Here is a 16710-nt window from a genome sequence, read left to right as displayed (position 1 = left end):
GAGCGCGATTCAGATCACGACGGCGGCCGGCATCACGACGGTTCTCGATCTCCTGGCCGATAGAAAACTGCCTCAGAAGGGCTTCGTTCGGCAGGAGGAAGTCACACTTGCGGATTTCCTGAACAACCGCTTTGGCCGGGTCTACGATCCGGAGGCCATGCGCCTGAAGAAGGCGAACACAGACACTTCTGGTGAACAGGGTGCTCTCGATAGGAAGTTTGTCCGAGCGCAGCCGTGACGTTAGCCCCACCAATCCGTGGGCAATCGGCTGTCTGTAACGCCCCCGCGGCAGCAGAGGCAACCGAAGCCGATGAACACTGTCCCTGCGTACAAAGTTGCGCAGGAAAAATTTCGGAGTAGCGGGTGATTTGATGGCTTACAGTGGAATTGGCAAAAGCAGCAGCATCGGCAAACATATCTGGATTTATCCTGTCATTGAGAGGGCGCTTCGGTTATCGGGACTGAAGTCGGGGGACAAAACCGTTATTCTGACCGATGTGAACCGGAGCCAAAGCATCTTTGATGCATTCTACGCTGCAGCCGGCAACATCTGCAACGGCGTATTTGCGGTCGTCCAAAGGCCGCTTTCCGGGGCGCATGATGAAAAAAGCAGGGAGCCAGATGGCGTTATCCTTGAGCTCCTGAAACAGTGTGATTTCATCGTCGACCTGCCAACCACCCATTGGTGCTATACGCGTGCCTACAACGAGGTTTTGGATGCAGGTGTGAAGGTGCTGCTGAGTTGCTCGGACGAAGAGTTACTGCACAGGCTTGCACCGGATGAGGCGGTGATCAGGCGGACGCGCAAGGCGGCCAACCTGCTTACCCAAGGCAAGATGTTGCGTATAACGTCAGCCCTCGGCACTGAACTCACGATGTCTGTGGATGGACGCGTGGGCAATGCCCAATGTGGCGCAATAGGCGAAGGGTACCGCTGGGACAATTTTCCTTCTGGGCTTACGGAAATTGCACCGATTGAAACAAGTCTCCACGGGAGGCTAGTCATCGCACCTGGCGATTTGATCATTGAACTCGAAAGAAGAATTGCGGAACCAATATCTTGCACAATAGAAAATGGCGAAATCGTCGCGATTGAAGGCGGAGTGGATGCGCGCAATCTCCGTGCCTGGTTTGACCAATGGGATGACCGCGCGGTGCGTACCGTGGCGCACACCGGATTTGGAACAGATCCGCGCGCGACTCTTTTTTCGTCGGAAGCGATGGACTGGGAGAGCTATGATGGCGGCATTAACTTGGCCTTCGGTGCCAATTGTTCGCGTTTCCTTGGCGGGAGGAACATGGCACGCGCGCACATCGACATTATCCTTTTGAATTGCGACTTCTACGTGGATCAAACGCGATTGGTCCGAGCCGGAAAGACCCTACTGATAGACTGAGATTTGGCGGTCTCAGCCACCTATTTCATGCATGTTGGATCGCGAATCGCGAAAATTCCGTCTGCACGACGCAGCACGACGCGGCGCGGCTTCGGTCCTTGGTTTCGGTGACGCTGGTCGTACGGGCGATCCACTGGGCGCCTTAGCCGAAAAAGCTGGCTTCATCGCACATGCCAAATCCATGCCTCTGCAGACGCGATCACTGTTGCGCCTTGACCTATTTCCAATTTTTGCAACTTTGCCCTCTCCGGCAATCCTGACGTCGTGGCTGCGCAAACCTCAATCGGCACGGCGGATGGTTTGAAAGTAACCGGCCGACCGCGCAGATTTCGCCCTGACGCGAGCGATGAGTTCCTCGTCGTCGACAAAGCTGTGGAGGAATTCGTTCCAGGCTTCGGGCGAACGGCGAGCAGCGGAGAGCATCTGGTTGAGCATCATCGATGCCATCGTCTGTCAGTGCGGTGATTGTCTCATCGTCACCGTGCACGACGCTGATGATATTCCCATAGGTCAGATTGTCGGAATTGCTGACGATAGCCTTAAGGAGTTCCAGGTCCTCGCCGAGCATTTCGGCGACATGGTTGATGGTGAAGACGTAGGTGATGGTGGCCATCAGGCGGCCTCGGCGCAGATGATTGCCACAGGTGCCCAGTTCCATATGTGGACGGCTCCCTGTTGCAAGGGTTTTCTGCAGATATTTTGATCGGATCGCTTGCTTCCACTATGTACGGCCTTTGTGTGTGGTCGCACATGACCACTGGCCAAGATGGTTTCCGCAACGCGCGTTCCTAACACGGCAACGACCTTAAAAGACCACTGGAACTGACGGAGTGTCACGCGTCTTGGATCGATCGATCGCACCATCTGTTCTCCCTTGCAAGTTCTCAGCACAGCATCAGCTCAACACGGCACGGCAACATTGATAGCACTTGCCGTGATGGCCAATCTCCTAAATTAAAATGTGAGCGCAACGAATGGCCCACGGCTTTCGTGATTGACTAAATAGGTTTCTGGCTCTCGGTCAGAACTTCTGTTTTGCCCGCTTCGGCATAAAGTAGGTTCGGATATTGACGAGTGCTTCGGCGACGTCAGCAGCATCCTGGCTTGTCGCTTTCCGTTTTGTCTCGCCGAGCTTGCGGATGGGCGCGATGATATCGCCAGTCCCGGCATGACCTCGAAGAACCGGCTGCCAAAGCCTCGGCGCGTATCCTGTTCCCAACAAAAAGCAGAGGTCCCAATCGAACTGATCAAAGGTCTGATCATCGATCCTGGTGAACCTGGGCCGGTGGTCCTTCGGTCTTTCGGAAAGGCTCGCCGAGATGCGGTTATACTCCGCAACGATCGTCTGTACGGCCCGATGTTCTGTTGTCTCCATCGGCAGGTTCAGGGCATCCGGACCGGTCAGTTCCGGGATCCATTTGCGTGGGTCGATGAACTTCGGGCCGATGATGAGAGCCGTAAGATAACCATCGAGACCGCTCATTGACCAGATTGGCGATGCTGGACGACGTGCCCTGATAAACGCTTCGAACGCCTCATCATCAAGCTTCGGTCGTGCGGTCGTCTTACCCTGGTTGTCGTGCGTCATGCCGCCCGTCGCTCCTGCTCTGTCATCGCCTCGCGCTCAGCCTTCCAGTTCCAAGGGAGGAGACTTTCCATCTCGCTGGCTTTCACTTTGCCGGAGATGATGCGTTCCAGCACATCGGCAAGCCAGACCTCGGGGTACACCATTCAATTTACAGGTGTTGACGAGTGATGCGAGGACCGCGAAGGTCTTGCCACCGCGCTCGTTGCCCACGAACAACGAATTCTTCCTCGTCAGGGCCACCGATTTCATCGAACGCTCGACCACATTGGAGTCCACCTCGATCCGGCCATCCTCCAGGAAGGCTGCCAGTCCGCTCCAGTGGTTGAGCGTGTAGGTGACTGCCTTGCCAAGCGCCGACTTTGACGACACCTCTTCGCGCAGTTCGGTGATCTGGGCCTTCAGTTCTCTCATGATGGGCGCTGCCTCGCGGCGCCGCACCCTCAGCCGGGTATCGTCATTCTCGCCGCGCAGTTTCGCCTCGATGCGATAGATCTCGGCAATCCTGGCCAGGATCGACAGCGCCTCCGAAGAGCCGGTCAGCTTGACGACATCGACGAACTTGCGCCGCGCATGGGCAAGGCAGAACGCCAGCCGCATGGGCGCGACATTGCTCTTCCCCCGGCGCTTGGCCAACGTTTTATAGGCTTGGTACCCATCCACTTGAAGCACGCCGCCAAAGGACGACAACTGCCCCTCGACCTCGCGAGCGCTGCGGCTTTCCGCAAAAGTATAGGCCACCGCTGGCGGCGCCGGACCATTCCATGGCCGGTCGTCGACGGCTTGCGCCCAGAGTTGGCAGACCTTGGTGCGTCGCCCCGGATCGAGCCGCGGAAGCGGCGTCTCGTCACAGAACACCCTTGGCTGGGAGCGGATGAAGGCGGTGAGAGCATCGTAGAGAAGTTCAAGCCACCAGGCGATCCGTGTCACCCAGGCGCCAAGCGTGCCGCGATCGATGATCACGCCGCAGGAGGCAAGCATCTGCGCCTGGCGATGCAGCGGCAGATGCCAGGCAAACTTCGAAACGGCGACATGGGCGGCAAAGGCCGTAGTCACCATGCCGCCATCCATTACGCGCGGCGGTGCGGGCGCTTGCACAATGACGCTTTCGCAGGCTCGGCATGCGTAGCGCGGCCGGATCGTCCGTTTAACCCGGACGACCGCCGGCACGATGTCGAGCGCTTCGCTGACATCCGTGCCGATGCAATGAAGCTCGAACGAGCAGCACGGGCAAACCTTGCTCTCGGGCTCGATGACCTCTTCATACCGGGGAAGATGCTTGGGTAAACGACCGATATTGCGGGACGGCGATCGCCGTGCCTGCGTTGTCCCCTCGGTGACGGGCGCAACATCATCATTGGCAGCTTCGGGAATGTCGCTGAGATCGCCAAGATCGAGCGTCGCCTGCGTCGGGTCGATCTTCGTTATCTTCTCCGACTTCGCCCCAAAGAGCTGTTGCTCCAGGAAGGCAACGCGCGCTTTGAGATCGGCATTCTCTTCGTCGAGCGAGAGAATGATCCGGGTCAATTGCGCAGCATCCTGAGGCAAGGGGGTGGGTCGAAGCGGCATGACAGACCCTACCACATGAGCCTGAATCTGCAAACAAATCCAATAGGATCAGCCTACTTTTGAAGGCCGCTTCACCGCGTTTCGTTTGACCCGCGTCCAGTCAATGCCGGCCAGCAAAAGCGAGAACTCCTGGCTACTCATCTGCATCGCGCCATCGCGGATCGGTGGCCAAACGAACTTGCCCGCCTCCAGCCATTTCGTCGCCAGGATTATGCCTGATCCGTCCCAATAGATGCAGCGAAGGCGATCGAGACGCTTGGCGCGGAACACGAACACGTCGCCACAATAGGGATCGGCCGCAAGCGCTGACGCCACCAAGGCCACAAGCCCATTCATGCCGCGCCGGAAGTCGATCGGCTGCGTCGCCACCATGATCTTCACGCTATTCGGCGAAAGTCCGATCACCGGCGTCCTCGCAACGCCGCCACCATCGCCTGCGCCAATTCGGGCGCCACCGAGCCGATCACGGTCATGCGCGCGCCAGCAATCTCGATCTCAATACGACCCGCGGCGTAGTGGGCCACATCCGACGGCGAACTCTCGGAAGACGTTCTATCGCCAACCACCGTCACCGGCACGAACATCGCCTGCTGCGCGCAGGCTTTCGCGGATCGTTGAGAGGTCAGTCCGGCTTCGCGACGCCAGACGTTCAGCAGACCGCGATTGACGCCCCAGCGCCGGGCAATCGCCGAGATGTTCACATCGGGCTCTGCGCTTTCCGCAAGGATCCGCGCCTTCTCCTCGTCAGTCCAATTCCGCCGCTGGCGCCGACCGGTGATCACCTCGATCCGACGATACCTTCCCTCATGCCTGGCTTCATGCATGGCTTCAAGCATGGCATCAGCGCGATCTCCAACCATTCCGTTCCGCTCCTGTCGATGAAGGAGCTTTTCTCGCGGCCTCAATCACAAAAGAAAAGGTGGGATGTTCGTCGCGCTCACATTAAAATGTTGCGCCTTGTCCTTCTGTACGCCTGTATGTCTCGCCGCTCACCATGAGCTTCCAAGCAATACGGGCGATCTTGTTGGCCAGCGCCACGGCCACCAATTTTGGTTTCTTCCGGTGCAGGAGTTCGATGAGCCATCGGGAAGCATGCCTGCTCTGACGTGCTGAAGAAGAGCAGTCGCGCCGACCACTAATATGCTCCTCAGCATTTCGTCACCGGCACGGGTGATCACCCCAAGCCTGACCTTGCCTGCAGTCGAATGGTCTTTTGGCGTGAGCCCTATCCAGGCGGCAAAATCTCGACCAGATCTAAACAGCCGCGGATCTGGGGTCTTCATCATCAAAAGCGATGCGCCGACAGGCCCGACACCCGGAATTTCGGCCAGGCGCTTGCTGCATTCATCGGAGCGATGCAACGCGGTCAGTTTTTCCTCGACCGCCTTCGTTTCGGCAAGCAAGTCGCGATACTCAACGCCATGCATGGCAAAAAGCTCGCGGGCCAATGCAGGCAGGGATTGATCAGTCGCAATCCGCTCCAGCAACGGTTCGATTCGGCACCTGCCTTTGGCCGCCGCGATACCGAACTCCATGGCAAACCCGCGTATGGCATTGGCGAGCTGCGTTCGATTGCGAATGAGTCTCTCTCGCAGACCGACCAGCATCAATGCCGCCTGCTGGTCCGCAGTCTTCACCGGCACGAACCGCAGGGTGGGTCGGCTCATCGCCTCACACAAAGCCTCAGCGTCCGCCGCGTCGTTCTTGCCGCGTTTGACGTAGGGCTTTGCCAATTGAGGCGCGATCAATTTCACCTCATGCCCGAACGAACTTAACAGCCTCGCCCAATGATGAGAGCCTCCACAGGCTTCGAGTGCGATCGTGGTCGGTGGCATTTTCTCGAAGAATTTCACCATCTCCCTACGCGAAAGCTTCTTGCGAAGGACTGGTTGCTCGACTGCGTTCACGCCATGCAATTGGAAAACGCTCTTTGACGTATCCATGCCAATTCGGATAATCTCTTCCACGGACGGTCTCCCTCGATTGAGCTTTCAACGAACTCATTCTGGCACATTGCGATGCCGTTGGGAGCCGTCCACCCCAACACGGCAGCAGTTCGTCGAGGCGATTGATCTTGTGATCCGTAACCGCCCGATTGTCACCGCCTCCCGGCGATCGTCGTGATGGCCTAAGACACGTGTTTAACGACGTCGTTAACGACGTGTCTTAGGCGAGGTATGGGATGCAGATCGATATTCTGGGGCAGGAACGTCGTCGTCGGTGGCGCGACGAACAGAAGCTCGAGATTGTCATGTCGGTTGGGATCGACGGGGCGACGGTTACTGAGGTTGCGCAGCGACACGATGTGACGCGGCAGCAGATTTACACCTGGCGTAGTGAGCTGAAGAAGCAGGGACTTTTGCCGTCTTCTGCGAATGCGGTGTTTGTTCCCGTCGACATGAGTGTCGTGCAGACCGAGCACCATGGGGATCATCAGGATCGATCTGGGATGATCGAGTAGCGATTGCCCCGCGGTCGCAGTCTTTGCTTTGGCAGCGGGGTGGATTCCGCCACCCTGACGCGGCTCATCCGGGCGGTGGAGTCAGCATGATTGGACCGGGGACGGGCGTTCGGGCGTACCTTGCTTGCGGGGTTACGGACATTGCAGAGCGTTTTTAGCGCACCGTCGCCATCGGCCTCGGCGCGCTGGTCAACATCGATACCGCGACGCCACGCTAAAAACGCTCTGCATTATGTGGTGCACCACATAACCGCAAAGGAATAGAGGGCCTAGCTGCGCTGGCGCAGGACGTGTTGCGCCAGAAGCCGACCGGGGGCGCGGTCTTCGCCTTTCGAGGCAGACGTGGTGACGTTTGAAGCTCCTTTATTTTGATGGGCAGGGCTTCTGCTGTATTACAAAATTCTGCAAAAGGGGCGTTTCCCATGGCCTTCGGCGGCCGATGGAACGGCTCGGCTGACGTCCGCGCAGATGGCGATGTTATGGGAAGGAATTGATTGGCGGCGTCCAAACTGGGGCGCACCACCGGCACGTGTCTTTTATCTCACTGAATCTTATTGTTTTTATGGCAACTCGTCCTGAATTTGATAGTCAGGCTCATGTCGAACGCGAGCCGATGATCCCGCCTTTCTGAAGGCGATGAGGCGATGATTGCTGCCTTGCAGGCGGAAAATGCGAAGATGTCGGTGACGTTGCGGGCGCACGAACCAATTGATCCAGGACCTGCGGCTACGCATCGCCAGGCTAAGGAAACAAGCCTTCGGCAGAATCCTCCGAGAAGATCGAGCGCGAAATCCAGCAGTTGGAACTGGCGCTGGAGGATTTGTTGATCGCAGCGTCGGAAGAACAGCACCAAAAGACGAGGACAATGAGATCGTCCCGGAGGCGTCCACGGATCCTTCCAGGGAGAGGGTGATCCGCAGACGTCCGCGTGTATCAGACAAAGCAGTGCGCGAGCGGAGGGAACTCGATCCCGGCACAGTCTGCCCCGATTGCGGGGGAGAACTGCGCTTGGTGGGTGAAGACGCCAGCAAGATCCTCGACATGATCGCCGCAAAGATGGAGGTGATCGAGGTCGCCCGGCTGAAGAAGTCCTGCCGCTGCTGCGAGAAGATGGTGCAGTTGCCAGCCCCCAGCCGTCCGATACAGGGCAGCATGGCGGGTGCCGGCCTTCTGGCCTATGTCCTGGTCTCGGCGGAGACCTGAAGGCCGGCGGCCCCGGCGACATTCGGCTCGAAGTCGGCGTGAACCTGAACCAGGCTTTTACACGGAACGTGGGAACCTGTTGTCCTAATGTGAAGGGAGAAGACCGAGCGGGCGATCCCCGTGAGGTCCAGAGTACCGATGCAGGGCACAGGGGCAGAACAGCTCGTAGTAGGGATGAAGGTCCTGTAATGGGACTGGACCGAAGGGGCTGTGGTGTTCAGTCTTGGCATGCGGCCAACCGGTGACGGGAGGAGTCGCATGAACAAGGCAAAGCCGTTCGACATCCCCAAGCGGGAGGTTTGGGAAGCCTTCAAGCGTGTGAAGGCCAACCAGGGAGCGGCTGGGGTAGATGGGCAGTCAATCCAGGACTTCGAGGTTCGGCTTGTCTTGCCGACGAAGCCGAAACCCTGGCACGTCTCGATGCCTGGAACCAACCGATCCATCGCATCCGTGGCCGGATCGAGAAGATCTTCGGCACCTGGAAGCGAAGCTATGGTCTTCGACGCATGCGATGGCGCGGGCTTGCCAAGGCCGCCATGCAGATCCGCCTCACCGCCATCGCCTACAACATGAATCGAAGTTTGAAGATCGTTGCCGCTGCCGGATAGGCGACGAAACACCACGCCCTCCGATCGGCCGCCTTCTCAAGGTGGACGTGGCGATGCCGCAACCGCAACCGCACATTTTCCTCCATCCGGAGAAAAATACAGCAACTTCAATCGCAAGACCTACCCGCGCACAGGTCTCATCAGCCCTAAAAGGCGCGATTATATGAGTATCGCTCATAGACTAGTGACTATTATAGCTTTGTAAGCTGAACCAAGAACTCTCAAATTACAGTCGTGCAATCAAACATCTTGACCGGCCGGTTGCTATCTTCGCCGGGCTGGATCGTTACAGCTTTGGAGGTCTGCGCCGTGAGCACCGTCGAAAAATACATACCCTCTCAGCGTGAGCAAGAATTTCTCAGCAAAGTCGTCAATGGAAAGTACGACCGGCAGATCATCACCGGTATAGCCAAGTTTGCCAGTGATGATGTCCCGCAAGACATGCAAGGGTTCTATTCACCGGAAGAAATCGACGAGATCGTCAGGCTGAAGGGAAGTGAGAGAGATCTGGAGGCTCGCATGCCTATCAAGATCACTCGACATTATTTCGAGCAGGCTCAATACAGCCGGTCGATGCAAACGTTGGTTAAGGCAAGCCCAAAGGAAACTTACGATCTCGATGGCGCCGAGGACCCGGGCAAACAGATGACCTACAGTCCGCGCGAAGGGCTGATCCACAAGTACGAACTCGGCCTACTCTACGTCGCCGCAACATGCTCTGCGCACTGTCGCTTCTGTTATCGGGAGGAACTGATCGGTCGCAAGGAGATCACCCGCGAGGACGGAACAGTTGCTCCGAAAGGTTTGGCGCAGCTCGGCGAAATTGTCGAATACATTCGCGAGCACAACATGTTTGTGACTGCGAACGGTGGACGACATCCCGAGACCGGTCGCGAAAAACTTCGTGAGATCTTGATGTCGGGCGGCGACCCCATGGTTCTCGGGAACAAGAATATCGCTGCTTGGCTGGCCGGCCTCGCTGAGGCGGGGGTCGAAAATATCCGCATCGGGACCAAAGAACTCGCGTTCCATCCGCAGCGGTTCGATCAAGCTTTCCTTGCAATGCTTGATGCCTTTCATGAGGCCTATCCGGAGGTTAGCCTTCGACTGATGGTGCACTTCAACCATCCTGACGAGTTTCTTCGGAAGACCCCAGATGGCGGATATATCGACAATCCAGGCGGCGGGCTTGAATGGATAGCGGAAACGCGAAGGGCGGTGAAGGAGCTTGCTCGGCGCGAGTGGATCACCATTCACAATCAGTCGCCGATCATCCGTGACATCAACGACGACGCCGATGCGCTGCGGATCATGCAACGCGAGATGCTCCGAAACGGCGTCTACAACCACTACTTCTTTTGCGGTCGCGACATCATTGGCCACAAAGCGTTCAATGTTCCGATCGAACGGGCCTGGCAGATCCTGAACGAGTCGCAGAAGGGCCTGTCCGGCGTAGAGGCGCATGCGCGGCTTTCGATCACTCACTACAAAGGCAAGACCGAAGTTGCCGCGGTGACAAACGAACCTGTGCCGGGTGTCCCAGGCGGTGAAAACGGCGTTGTGATCTTCAAACTCCTGCGCTCGTCCGCGAATGCGCAGGACCGGTGCAAGGTGACGATCGTTGGCAGAAACCCGGAGGCGATCTGGTTCAGCGGCTATGATGACCGTGTCATCTTCGATGAGGCCGGACTCTACTCAATGTACGGGATCAAGCCCGCAATTCTCCAGGCCGCGGAGTAGCAGGTGGATAGGGAGATCGACCTTTTCAAACTGCATAAGGGAGGCGGACTTGACCTATGTCGTCACTGAGAACTGCATCAAATGCAAATATACCGACTGCGTCGATGTTTGCCCGGTCGCCTGCTTCTACGAGGGGGCCAACTTCCTCGTCATTCATCCCGACGAATGCATCGACTGCGACGCCTGCGCACCGGCGTGTCCGGCAAACGCGATCTACCGGGACACGGATCTACCAGCTGATATGCGGCACTTTTTGCAGCTAAACGAAGAGCTATCGCGTTTGTGGCCCAGCATCACGGAGTCGAAGAGCCCGCTCGCCAACGCCGCAGAATGGGACGGTGTCCAAGACAAGCTTAGGCATTTGGAGCGTTAGCCGTTATAGGAGAGGCACATGGACGCGAAGTTGCAAACAGAACTATCCAGAAGTGCAGCCCTATTCGAGCGTGCGAAGGCGGTAATGCCAGGAGGGTGCAGCAGAAACACGATTTTGCGTAAACCGCACCCGATCTATGCCCAGCGCGGGCAAGGGTGCTACATCTATGATGTCGAGGGCGTCCGTCGCATCGACTTCGCGAACAATGTCGCATCCCTCATTCACGGGCACGCCTATCCGGCTATGATTGCCGCCGTCAGCGACCAGTTGCGACGAGGAACCGCCTTTACGGTCGGCACGGAAGCCGAGATTGAATTTGCCGAACATATGTGCGGCAGAAATCCAGCCTTCGAGCGAATTCGTTTCGTCAATTCAGGAACCGAAGCGGTTATGGCGTGTCTAAAGGCCGCGAGGGCATTCACCGGGCGGCCGAAAATCGCAAAAGTTGAGGGCGCTTATCACGGCCTTTACGACTATGCCGAAGTGAGCCAGACGGCCAAGCCGGAGAATTGGGGACAGCCGGAACAGCCCTCAAGCGTGGCGGTTTCGCGCGGGACGCCCCAAGGCGTACTCGACGACGTAGTTGTGATCCCGTTTAACGACGTGGAACGGGCTCTCGCGATACTCGAGCATCATCGCGAAGAGTTAGCTTGCGTCCTGATGGACCTGCTGCCCCATCGCATCGGCGTTATACCGGCCGCTGAGGATTTCGTACGTGCGTTGAGACGCTGGACCGAAGAGAATGGCGCGCTCCTGGTGTTCGATGAAGTGATCACATTCCGATCCAAAGTCGGAGGAGCGCAGCAATGGTATGATGTCCAACCCGATATCACTGCCTTGGGCAAGATGATAGGCGGCGGTTTCCCCGTCGGGGGTATCGCCGGACGTGCCGAAGTAATGGAAGTCATGAACCCGTTGGACGGCCCTGCGCCCTTTCCGCTTTATGGCACATTCTCCGCAAACCCGGTCACGATGACTGCTGGCCACGCGGTAATGAAAACGTATGATCAGGAAGTCGTCGAAAGGCTCAATGCTTTGGGTGACCGCGCCCGCAACTTGATCACTGAGGCAATCAGGATTGCGGATGTGCCCGCGTGTGTCACCGGTCGCGGATCGATTTTTCGGATTCACCTAGCCGAGTATGCGCCAGAGAACTATAGGCAGGCCTACCTCTCTCCTGACAAGGCCGCGATTTTGGCAAAATTTGTCGGGCATCTTTTCGACGGAGGTCTCGTTGTCGTCGAAACGGGAACTGGGTTCCTCTCCACGGCGATGTCGGAGCTGGACATTGATACTATGGCGGCAGCGGTTCTTGAATCGCTCCGCAAAATCAAGCCTCTCATGTAAATGGATTTTCGCGGTCGGTTCCGAAGGCGACACACGCAAGGCAGGGCGAGGATTGTGCCCGGCCGCGACGGAGGCTTTTAATGGACAAGACAATCGCGAGTTTGGCGGAGGCGGTGGTCGGCATTGGCGACGGCGCGACCGTCATGATCGGCTTCGGCGGGTCAGGCATGCCAATCGAGCTCATTCATGCGCTGATCGACCGCTTTTCAGGCGACAGGCAGCCCGAACAACCTGACGGTCATCAACAACAATCCAGGCAACGGCAGCATCGGCATTGCAGCGATGATCGATGCGGGCATGGTGAAGAAGATGGTCTGCTCCTTCCCGCGCTCCTCCGATCCGCGTGCCTTCACCGAGCGCTATCTCGCCGGCGAGATCGAGCTGGAACTGGTGCCGCAGGGCACGCTTGCCGAGCGCATCCGCGCCGGCGGCGCCGGGGTCCCGGCCTTCTACACGCCGACCGGCTACGGAACGGAATTGGCCGAGGGCAAACCGACGGCCGAGTTCGACGGCCGCAAATATGTGCCGGAACGCTGGCTGAAGGCCGATTTCGCCATCGTGAAGGCGCATCTCGGCGACAGCCGCGGCAACCTCACCTACAACAGGGCCGGCCGCAACTTCAATCCGCTCATCTGCATGGCCGCAACCACGACCATTGCGCAGGTCTCCGAGATCGTACCGCTCGGCGGCATCGATCCGGGACAGGTCGTCACCCCCGGCATCTTCGTCGAACACGTCGTCGCGGTTGCGAACCCGCAGCAAGAAGAAGCCCTCATCCGCGCAGGAGCGGTCTACGCATGACCGCCGATACAAGCACGATCGACACTCGCGAAGACATCAAGCTTTCGAACGCCCAGATCGCCTGGCGCAGGACATTTTCGACGGCGCCTATGTCAATCTCGGCATAGGCTTCCCCGAAACGGTCGCCCGCTACCAGCCGGAGGGCCGGCAGGCGATATTCCGCACCGAAAACGGCATTCTTGACTTCGGCGAGGCACCGCCCGAGGGCCAAGAGGACTGGGATCTCATAAATGCCGGCAAGAAGGCGGTGACGCTGAAGCCCGGCTCGGCGTTCTTCCACCACGCCGACAGCTTCGCGATGGTTCGCGGCGGCCATCTCGATGTCGCTATCCTCGGCGCCTAGCAGGTGGCCGAAAAACGGTGACCTCGCCAACTGGCGAGTGGGCACGAAGGGCGTGCCCGCCGTCGGCGGCGCGATGGATCTCGCGCATGGAGCGAAAAAGGTCGTCGACATCACCGAACATGTTACCAAGAAGGGCGAGCCAAAGCTCGTCGAACGCTGCACCTTCCCGCTCACTGGCGTCGGCTGCATCACCCGCATCTACACGAGCCACGCCGTCGTCGACATCGTTAGGGGCCGCTTCGTGCTGCGCGAGAAGCTTGCCGCTATGTCATTCGACGAATTGCAGGCAATGACCGGGGCGAAGCTGCATGTCGAGGGCGACGTCGCCAATCTCGACGTGCCGGCGCTTTCGCGCCGACGACCTCGGCGCCGTGCCCCCTGAAGGCGCTGATGGCACGCAACGGCTCCGTCGACTGGTAGGCCTCAATGATGTGATCTTCGGCTGCGCCAACCAGGCGGGCGAGGATAATCGCAACGTCACCCGCATGTCGCTGCTGCTCGCCGGGTTTCCCGTCACCGTTACCGGCACGACGATCAATCGGCACTGCGGCTCAGGCCTGGACGCTGTCATCACGGCGGCGCGCGCCGTCAAGTCCGGGAAGGCCGAGCTGATGATCGCCGGCGGCGTGGAAAGCATGAGCCGCGCGCCCTTCGTCATGCCCAAGGCTGAGACCGCCTTCTCGCGCAACGCCAAGATCCACGACACCACCATCGGCTGGCGCTTCGTCAATCCGCTGATGAAGAAACAGTACGGCGTCGATTCAATGCCCGAGACCGGCGAGAACGTCGCGGAAGACTTCCGTGTAACGCGCGAGGACCAGGACGCCTTTGCGGTCCGCAGCCAGGCGGCGGAAGCGCAGTCAAACGGCCGGCTGGCGAACGTGATTACGCCCGCCACAATCCCGCAGCGCAAGGGCGACCCGTTCTTCGTCGACAGGACGAGCATCCCCGCGCCACGATGCTGGAAGAGCTCGCCAAGCTCAGCACGCCGTTCAAGAAGGAGGGCGGTACGGTAACGGCCGGCAATGCTTCTGGCGTCAACGACGGCGCGGGGGCCCTGATCGTCGCGTCGGAAGCGGCGGCGAAGAAACACGGCCTCACCCCGATCGCCCGCGTGCTCGGCGGCGCGACCTCCGGCGTTCCGACGCGCATCATGGGCATCGGTCCGGCGCCGGCCGCGAAGAAGCTGATGCAGCGTCTCGGGATGAAACAGGAGCAGTTCGACGTGATCGAACTCAACGAGGCCTTTGCCTCCCAAAGCCTAGCGACGCTTCGCAATCTCGGCATCGCCGATGACGACGTGCGCGTCAACCGCAACGGCGGTGCGATCGCACTCGGACATCCGCTCGGCATGTCCGGAGCGCGCATCACTGGGACAGCGGCACTGGAACTTCAGGTGTCGGGCGCACGCCGTTCACTGTCGACCATGTGCATCGGTGTCGGACAGGGCATCGCAGTCGCGCTCGAACACATCTGATTCTGTTAGATTGAGCTTGTTTGCTCCATTGGAACGGCAGTTGGCGTTGACATGCAGTTATGGTGTGCCTTCCAGGGTTTACAAAGTGATTGGTCATTCGTCCGACCGAGGACACCGGAGACGTCCCCGTCCCCGTCCCCGCTTCCCCACAAGTGGAGACCGCTCCCGCCACCCTTGTCCAGCGCCGCGCCGCTTTGAAGATGACGAGGCCGACGAAGAAGACGCCGGTGTGGTGTGATCCGCTTGGACCGGGACATCGCGGCAGAATGCCTCCGATGACCTGGACGCGCTAGAGGCCGAAAACCGCCGTCTGAAGGCGTTGTGGCGCACACCTTCATGCCGAGAATACACAGCTCGAAGACATGCTGGCGTGCTGGCCTTGATTATGTTCGCCCGTGTCCGCTTGCAAGTTGCGTTGCGGCTGAAAATGGCGCCGCACTGATCACTACGACGCGCTATGCGAACGAAAAGTCAATATCGACTTAATAGCCTTGCTCTTGAGAGGTTGCCAAGTTGTAGCGCCGCGCCGTCGAGATTAGCCAAGTCGAGAACGCGTTTACCAGCGGGTTCACATCGCCTGCCGCGCTGACGATGAAATAGCTGTTATTCGTCTTCAGGGGTGTGTCGTTTATCGGGACCAAGATACCCTGATGGAGTTCTTGTTCGATTAGATATTTCGGCAGGAGTGCGACGCCGAGCGAGGCTGCGGCAGCCGAGATGACCATAGAAAATTGATCGAAATGTCGGCCACTCAGGAGCCGCTTGTCACTAATTCCCTTCATCGCGAACCAGTCAATCCAGGCGCTTTCGCGGGTTATCAGATGCAGTAGTGGTGCCGCCGCGAGGTCGGCAGGCTCGGCTAGTGGGTGCGTATCACGGAACTTTGGAGACGCAACGGGTAGAATTTCTTCATCGAACAATTTGTTCATACGCGCATCTGGCCAGTTTGCCTTTCCAAAATGGATCGCGGCGTCGAAGCGCTCTCGTGTCAGGTCGAAGGGCACGGTGCGGGCTTCGAGTCTGATTTCGACATTGGGATGATCGTTGAGAAAGATTGCCAGTCTGGGGATCAGCCAACGACTAGCGAATGTTGGCAGGATGCCAAGACGCAATGTCGAGTTTCGTGCACCGGCGGCAATCGCCCGCACCACCGACAGTTTGAGGTTCCCAAGATCCTTTGCGATATCCGTCGCAAATCGCCCGCCGGCCTCGGTCAATGTGACACGCCGTCCAACCCGGCGGAACAGCGGAGCGCCAATCATCTCTTCAAGCTCCTTTACTTGTCGGCTGATGGCACTTTGCGTGAGACGCAGTTCCTCTGCCGCCAGAGTGAAGCTCTGGTGCCGCGCGGCGCACTCAAAGCTTCGCAGCAGGGCGTAGGATGGTAAGTTGCAGTGCCCTAAGGGCGGAGGATAAGATGTCTTCACCGGAGAGCCTCTCACTGGGTGACCCAAGCCCGCACCGGTCTTGCGGTCCCTGTCTTCACGGCCGCGACTGTCCGATCAACAACGCAACCAAATTGCGCGGGTGGCAAGGATGCATATGATCGCCATTTATCTCGTCGATGTATGAGGAAGAAGATGCGCCCGACACCCGTGGCATCGGGCGAGTGAGCTTCGTGCCTGTTACACCGCCTGCTTCAAACGCAGAGCTTCGGGATCGTACACGCGACCAAAGCGATTGTTGATGAATTTAGGGAGTGCGACTTCCTCCTGGCGGACGAAGCCCTTCAGGGGCAGTTTTCCATCGGCCAGGAGATCGAGAACCGTCGTGATGCCGGCCGCCGTCGTGATCTGAATCGCGCTC

The 16710-nt window shown here is 58.6% G+C and carries 12 protein-coding genes and 9 pseudogenes; 13 read left to right on the top strand and 8 right to left on the bottom strand.

The window, feature by feature from the left end:
* A pseudogene (locus CO676_RS33015) lies at positions 1–238 on the top strand (hypothetical protein); the annotation flags it as partial.
* Between the two features lie 133 nt (positions 239–371).
* Positions 372–1397, top strand: a complete 1026-nt coding sequence (locus CO676_RS33010; RefSeq protein ID WP_097524160.1) for a hypothetical protein — start codon at positions 372–374, stop codon at positions 1395–1397.
* Between the two features lie 279 nt (positions 1398–1676).
* On the opposite strand, the pseudogene CO676_RS35860 reads toward CO676_RS33010, so the two are convergent.
* The 6 genes and pseudogenes from CO676_RS35860 to CO676_RS32980 form a co-directional block, all read right to left on the bottom strand.
* Positions 1677–1950: pseudogene (locus CO676_RS35860) on the bottom strand (hypothetical protein).
* A 468-nt stretch (positions 1951–2418) separates the two neighbouring features.
* Positions 2419–2985, bottom strand: a complete 567-nt coding sequence (locus CO676_RS33000) for a UPF0149 family protein (protein ID WP_097524159.1) — start codon at positions 2983–2985, stop codon at positions 2419–2421.
* Positions 2982–4551 (bottom strand): annotated as a pseudogene (locus CO676_RS32995) (IS66 family transposase). The gene CO676_RS33000 and the pseudogene CO676_RS32995 overlap by 4 nt, the downstream one beginning before the upstream one ends.
* A gap of 48 nt (positions 4552–4599) precedes the next feature.
* Positions 4600–4956, bottom strand: a complete 357-nt coding sequence (gene tnpB, locus CO676_RS32990) for an IS66 family insertion sequence element accessory protein TnpB (protein WP_097524158.1) — start codon at positions 4954–4956, stop codon at positions 4600–4602.
* Entirely contained in the window at positions 4953–5411 is a 459-nt protein-coding gene (locus tag CO676_RS32985) for a transposase (RefSeq protein WP_097524157.1), read from the bottom strand. Before CO676_RS32985 ends, tnpB (CO676_RS32990) begins: the two co-directional genes overlap by 4 nt.
* Positions 5412–5493: 82 nt before the next feature.
* Positions 5494–6518 (bottom strand): annotated as a pseudogene (locus CO676_RS32980) (IS110 family transposase).
* Between the two features lie 215 nt (positions 6519–6733).
* On the opposite strand from CO676_RS32980, the gene CO676_RS32975 reads away from it, so the two are divergent.
* The 11 genes and pseudogenes from CO676_RS32975 to pcaF form a co-directional block, all read left to right on the top strand.
* Positions 6734–7012, top strand: a complete 279-nt coding sequence (locus CO676_RS32975) for a transposase (protein WP_097524156.1) — start codon at positions 6734–6736, stop codon at positions 7010–7012.
* A gap of 290 nt (positions 7013–7302) precedes the next feature.
* Positions 7303–7368, top strand: coding sequence for a hypothetical protein (locus CO676_RS36940; RefSeq protein WP_280952081.1), 66 nt, complete (start codon positions 7303–7305; stop codon positions 7366–7368).
* A 28-nt stretch (positions 7369–7396) separates the two neighbouring features.
* On the top strand, positions 7397–7591 hold the full coding sequence (gene tnpB, locus CO676_RS36935; RefSeq protein WP_348628090.1) for an IS66 family insertion sequence element accessory protein TnpB: 195 nt from the start codon (positions 7397–7399) through the stop codon (positions 7589–7591).
* A 48-nt stretch (positions 7592–7639) separates the two neighbouring features.
* Positions 7640–8203 (top strand): annotated as a pseudogene (locus CO676_RS32960) (transposase); the annotation flags it as partial.
* Positions 8204–8622: 419 nt separating this feature from the next.
* Positions 8623–8823, top strand: a complete 201-nt coding sequence (locus CO676_RS32950; protein WP_245424616.1) for a transposase — start codon at positions 8623–8625, stop codon at positions 8821–8823.
* A gap of 309 nt (positions 8824–9132) precedes the next feature.
* Positions 9133–10563, top strand: a complete 1431-nt coding sequence (locus CO676_RS32945) for a hypothetical protein (protein ID WP_097524155.1) — start codon at positions 9133–9135, stop codon at positions 10561–10563.
* A 49-nt stretch (positions 10564–10612) separates the two neighbouring features.
* Positions 10613–10936 (top strand): ferredoxin FdxA, encoded by a 324-nt coding sequence (fdxA, locus tag CO676_RS32940; RefSeq protein WP_097524154.1) that lies wholly within the window; start codon positions 10613–10615, stop codon positions 10934–10936.
* Positions 10937–10954: 18 nt separating this feature from the next.
* On the top strand, positions 10955–12283 hold the full coding sequence (locus CO676_RS32935; RefSeq protein ID WP_097524153.1) for an aspartate aminotransferase family protein: 1329 nt from the start codon (positions 10955–10957) through the stop codon (positions 12281–12283).
* A gap of 80 nt (positions 12284–12363) precedes the next feature.
* Positions 12364–13084, top strand: a pseudogene (locus tag CO676_RS32930) (3-oxoacid CoA-transferase subunit A).
* Positions 13081–13776: pseudogene (locus tag CO676_RS37105) on the top strand (3-oxoacid CoA-transferase subunit B); the annotation flags it as partial. The pseudogenes CO676_RS32930 and CO676_RS37105, both read left to right, overlap by 4 nt.
* A pseudogene (gene pcaF, locus CO676_RS35580) lies at positions 13772–14904 on the top strand (3-oxoadipyl-CoA thiolase); the annotation flags it as partial. The pseudogenes CO676_RS37105 and pcaF, both read left to right, overlap by 5 nt.
* Positions 14905–15386: 482 nt before the next feature.
* On the opposite strand, the gene CO676_RS32915 reads toward pcaF, so the two are convergent.
* Together CO676_RS32915 and CO676_RS32910 are read right to left on the bottom strand one after the other, a co-directional pair.
* On the bottom strand, positions 15387–16331 hold the full coding sequence (locus CO676_RS32915) for a LysR substrate-binding domain-containing protein (RefSeq protein WP_097524152.1): 945 nt from the start codon (positions 16329–16331) through the stop codon (positions 15387–15389).
* 198 nt (positions 16332–16529) lie between these two features.
* Positions 16530–16710: pseudogene (locus CO676_RS32910) on the bottom strand (saccharopine dehydrogenase family protein); the annotation flags it as partial.

It is taken from the genome of Sinorhizobium sp. BJ1 (genome assembly GCF_002531555.1).
In the GTDB taxonomy this organism is placed as follows: Bacteria; Pseudomonadota; Alphaproteobacteria; order Rhizobiales; family Rhizobiaceae; genus Sinorhizobium; species Sinorhizobium fredii_B.
This window is presented reverse-complemented; position numbering and strand designations above follow the sequence as displayed.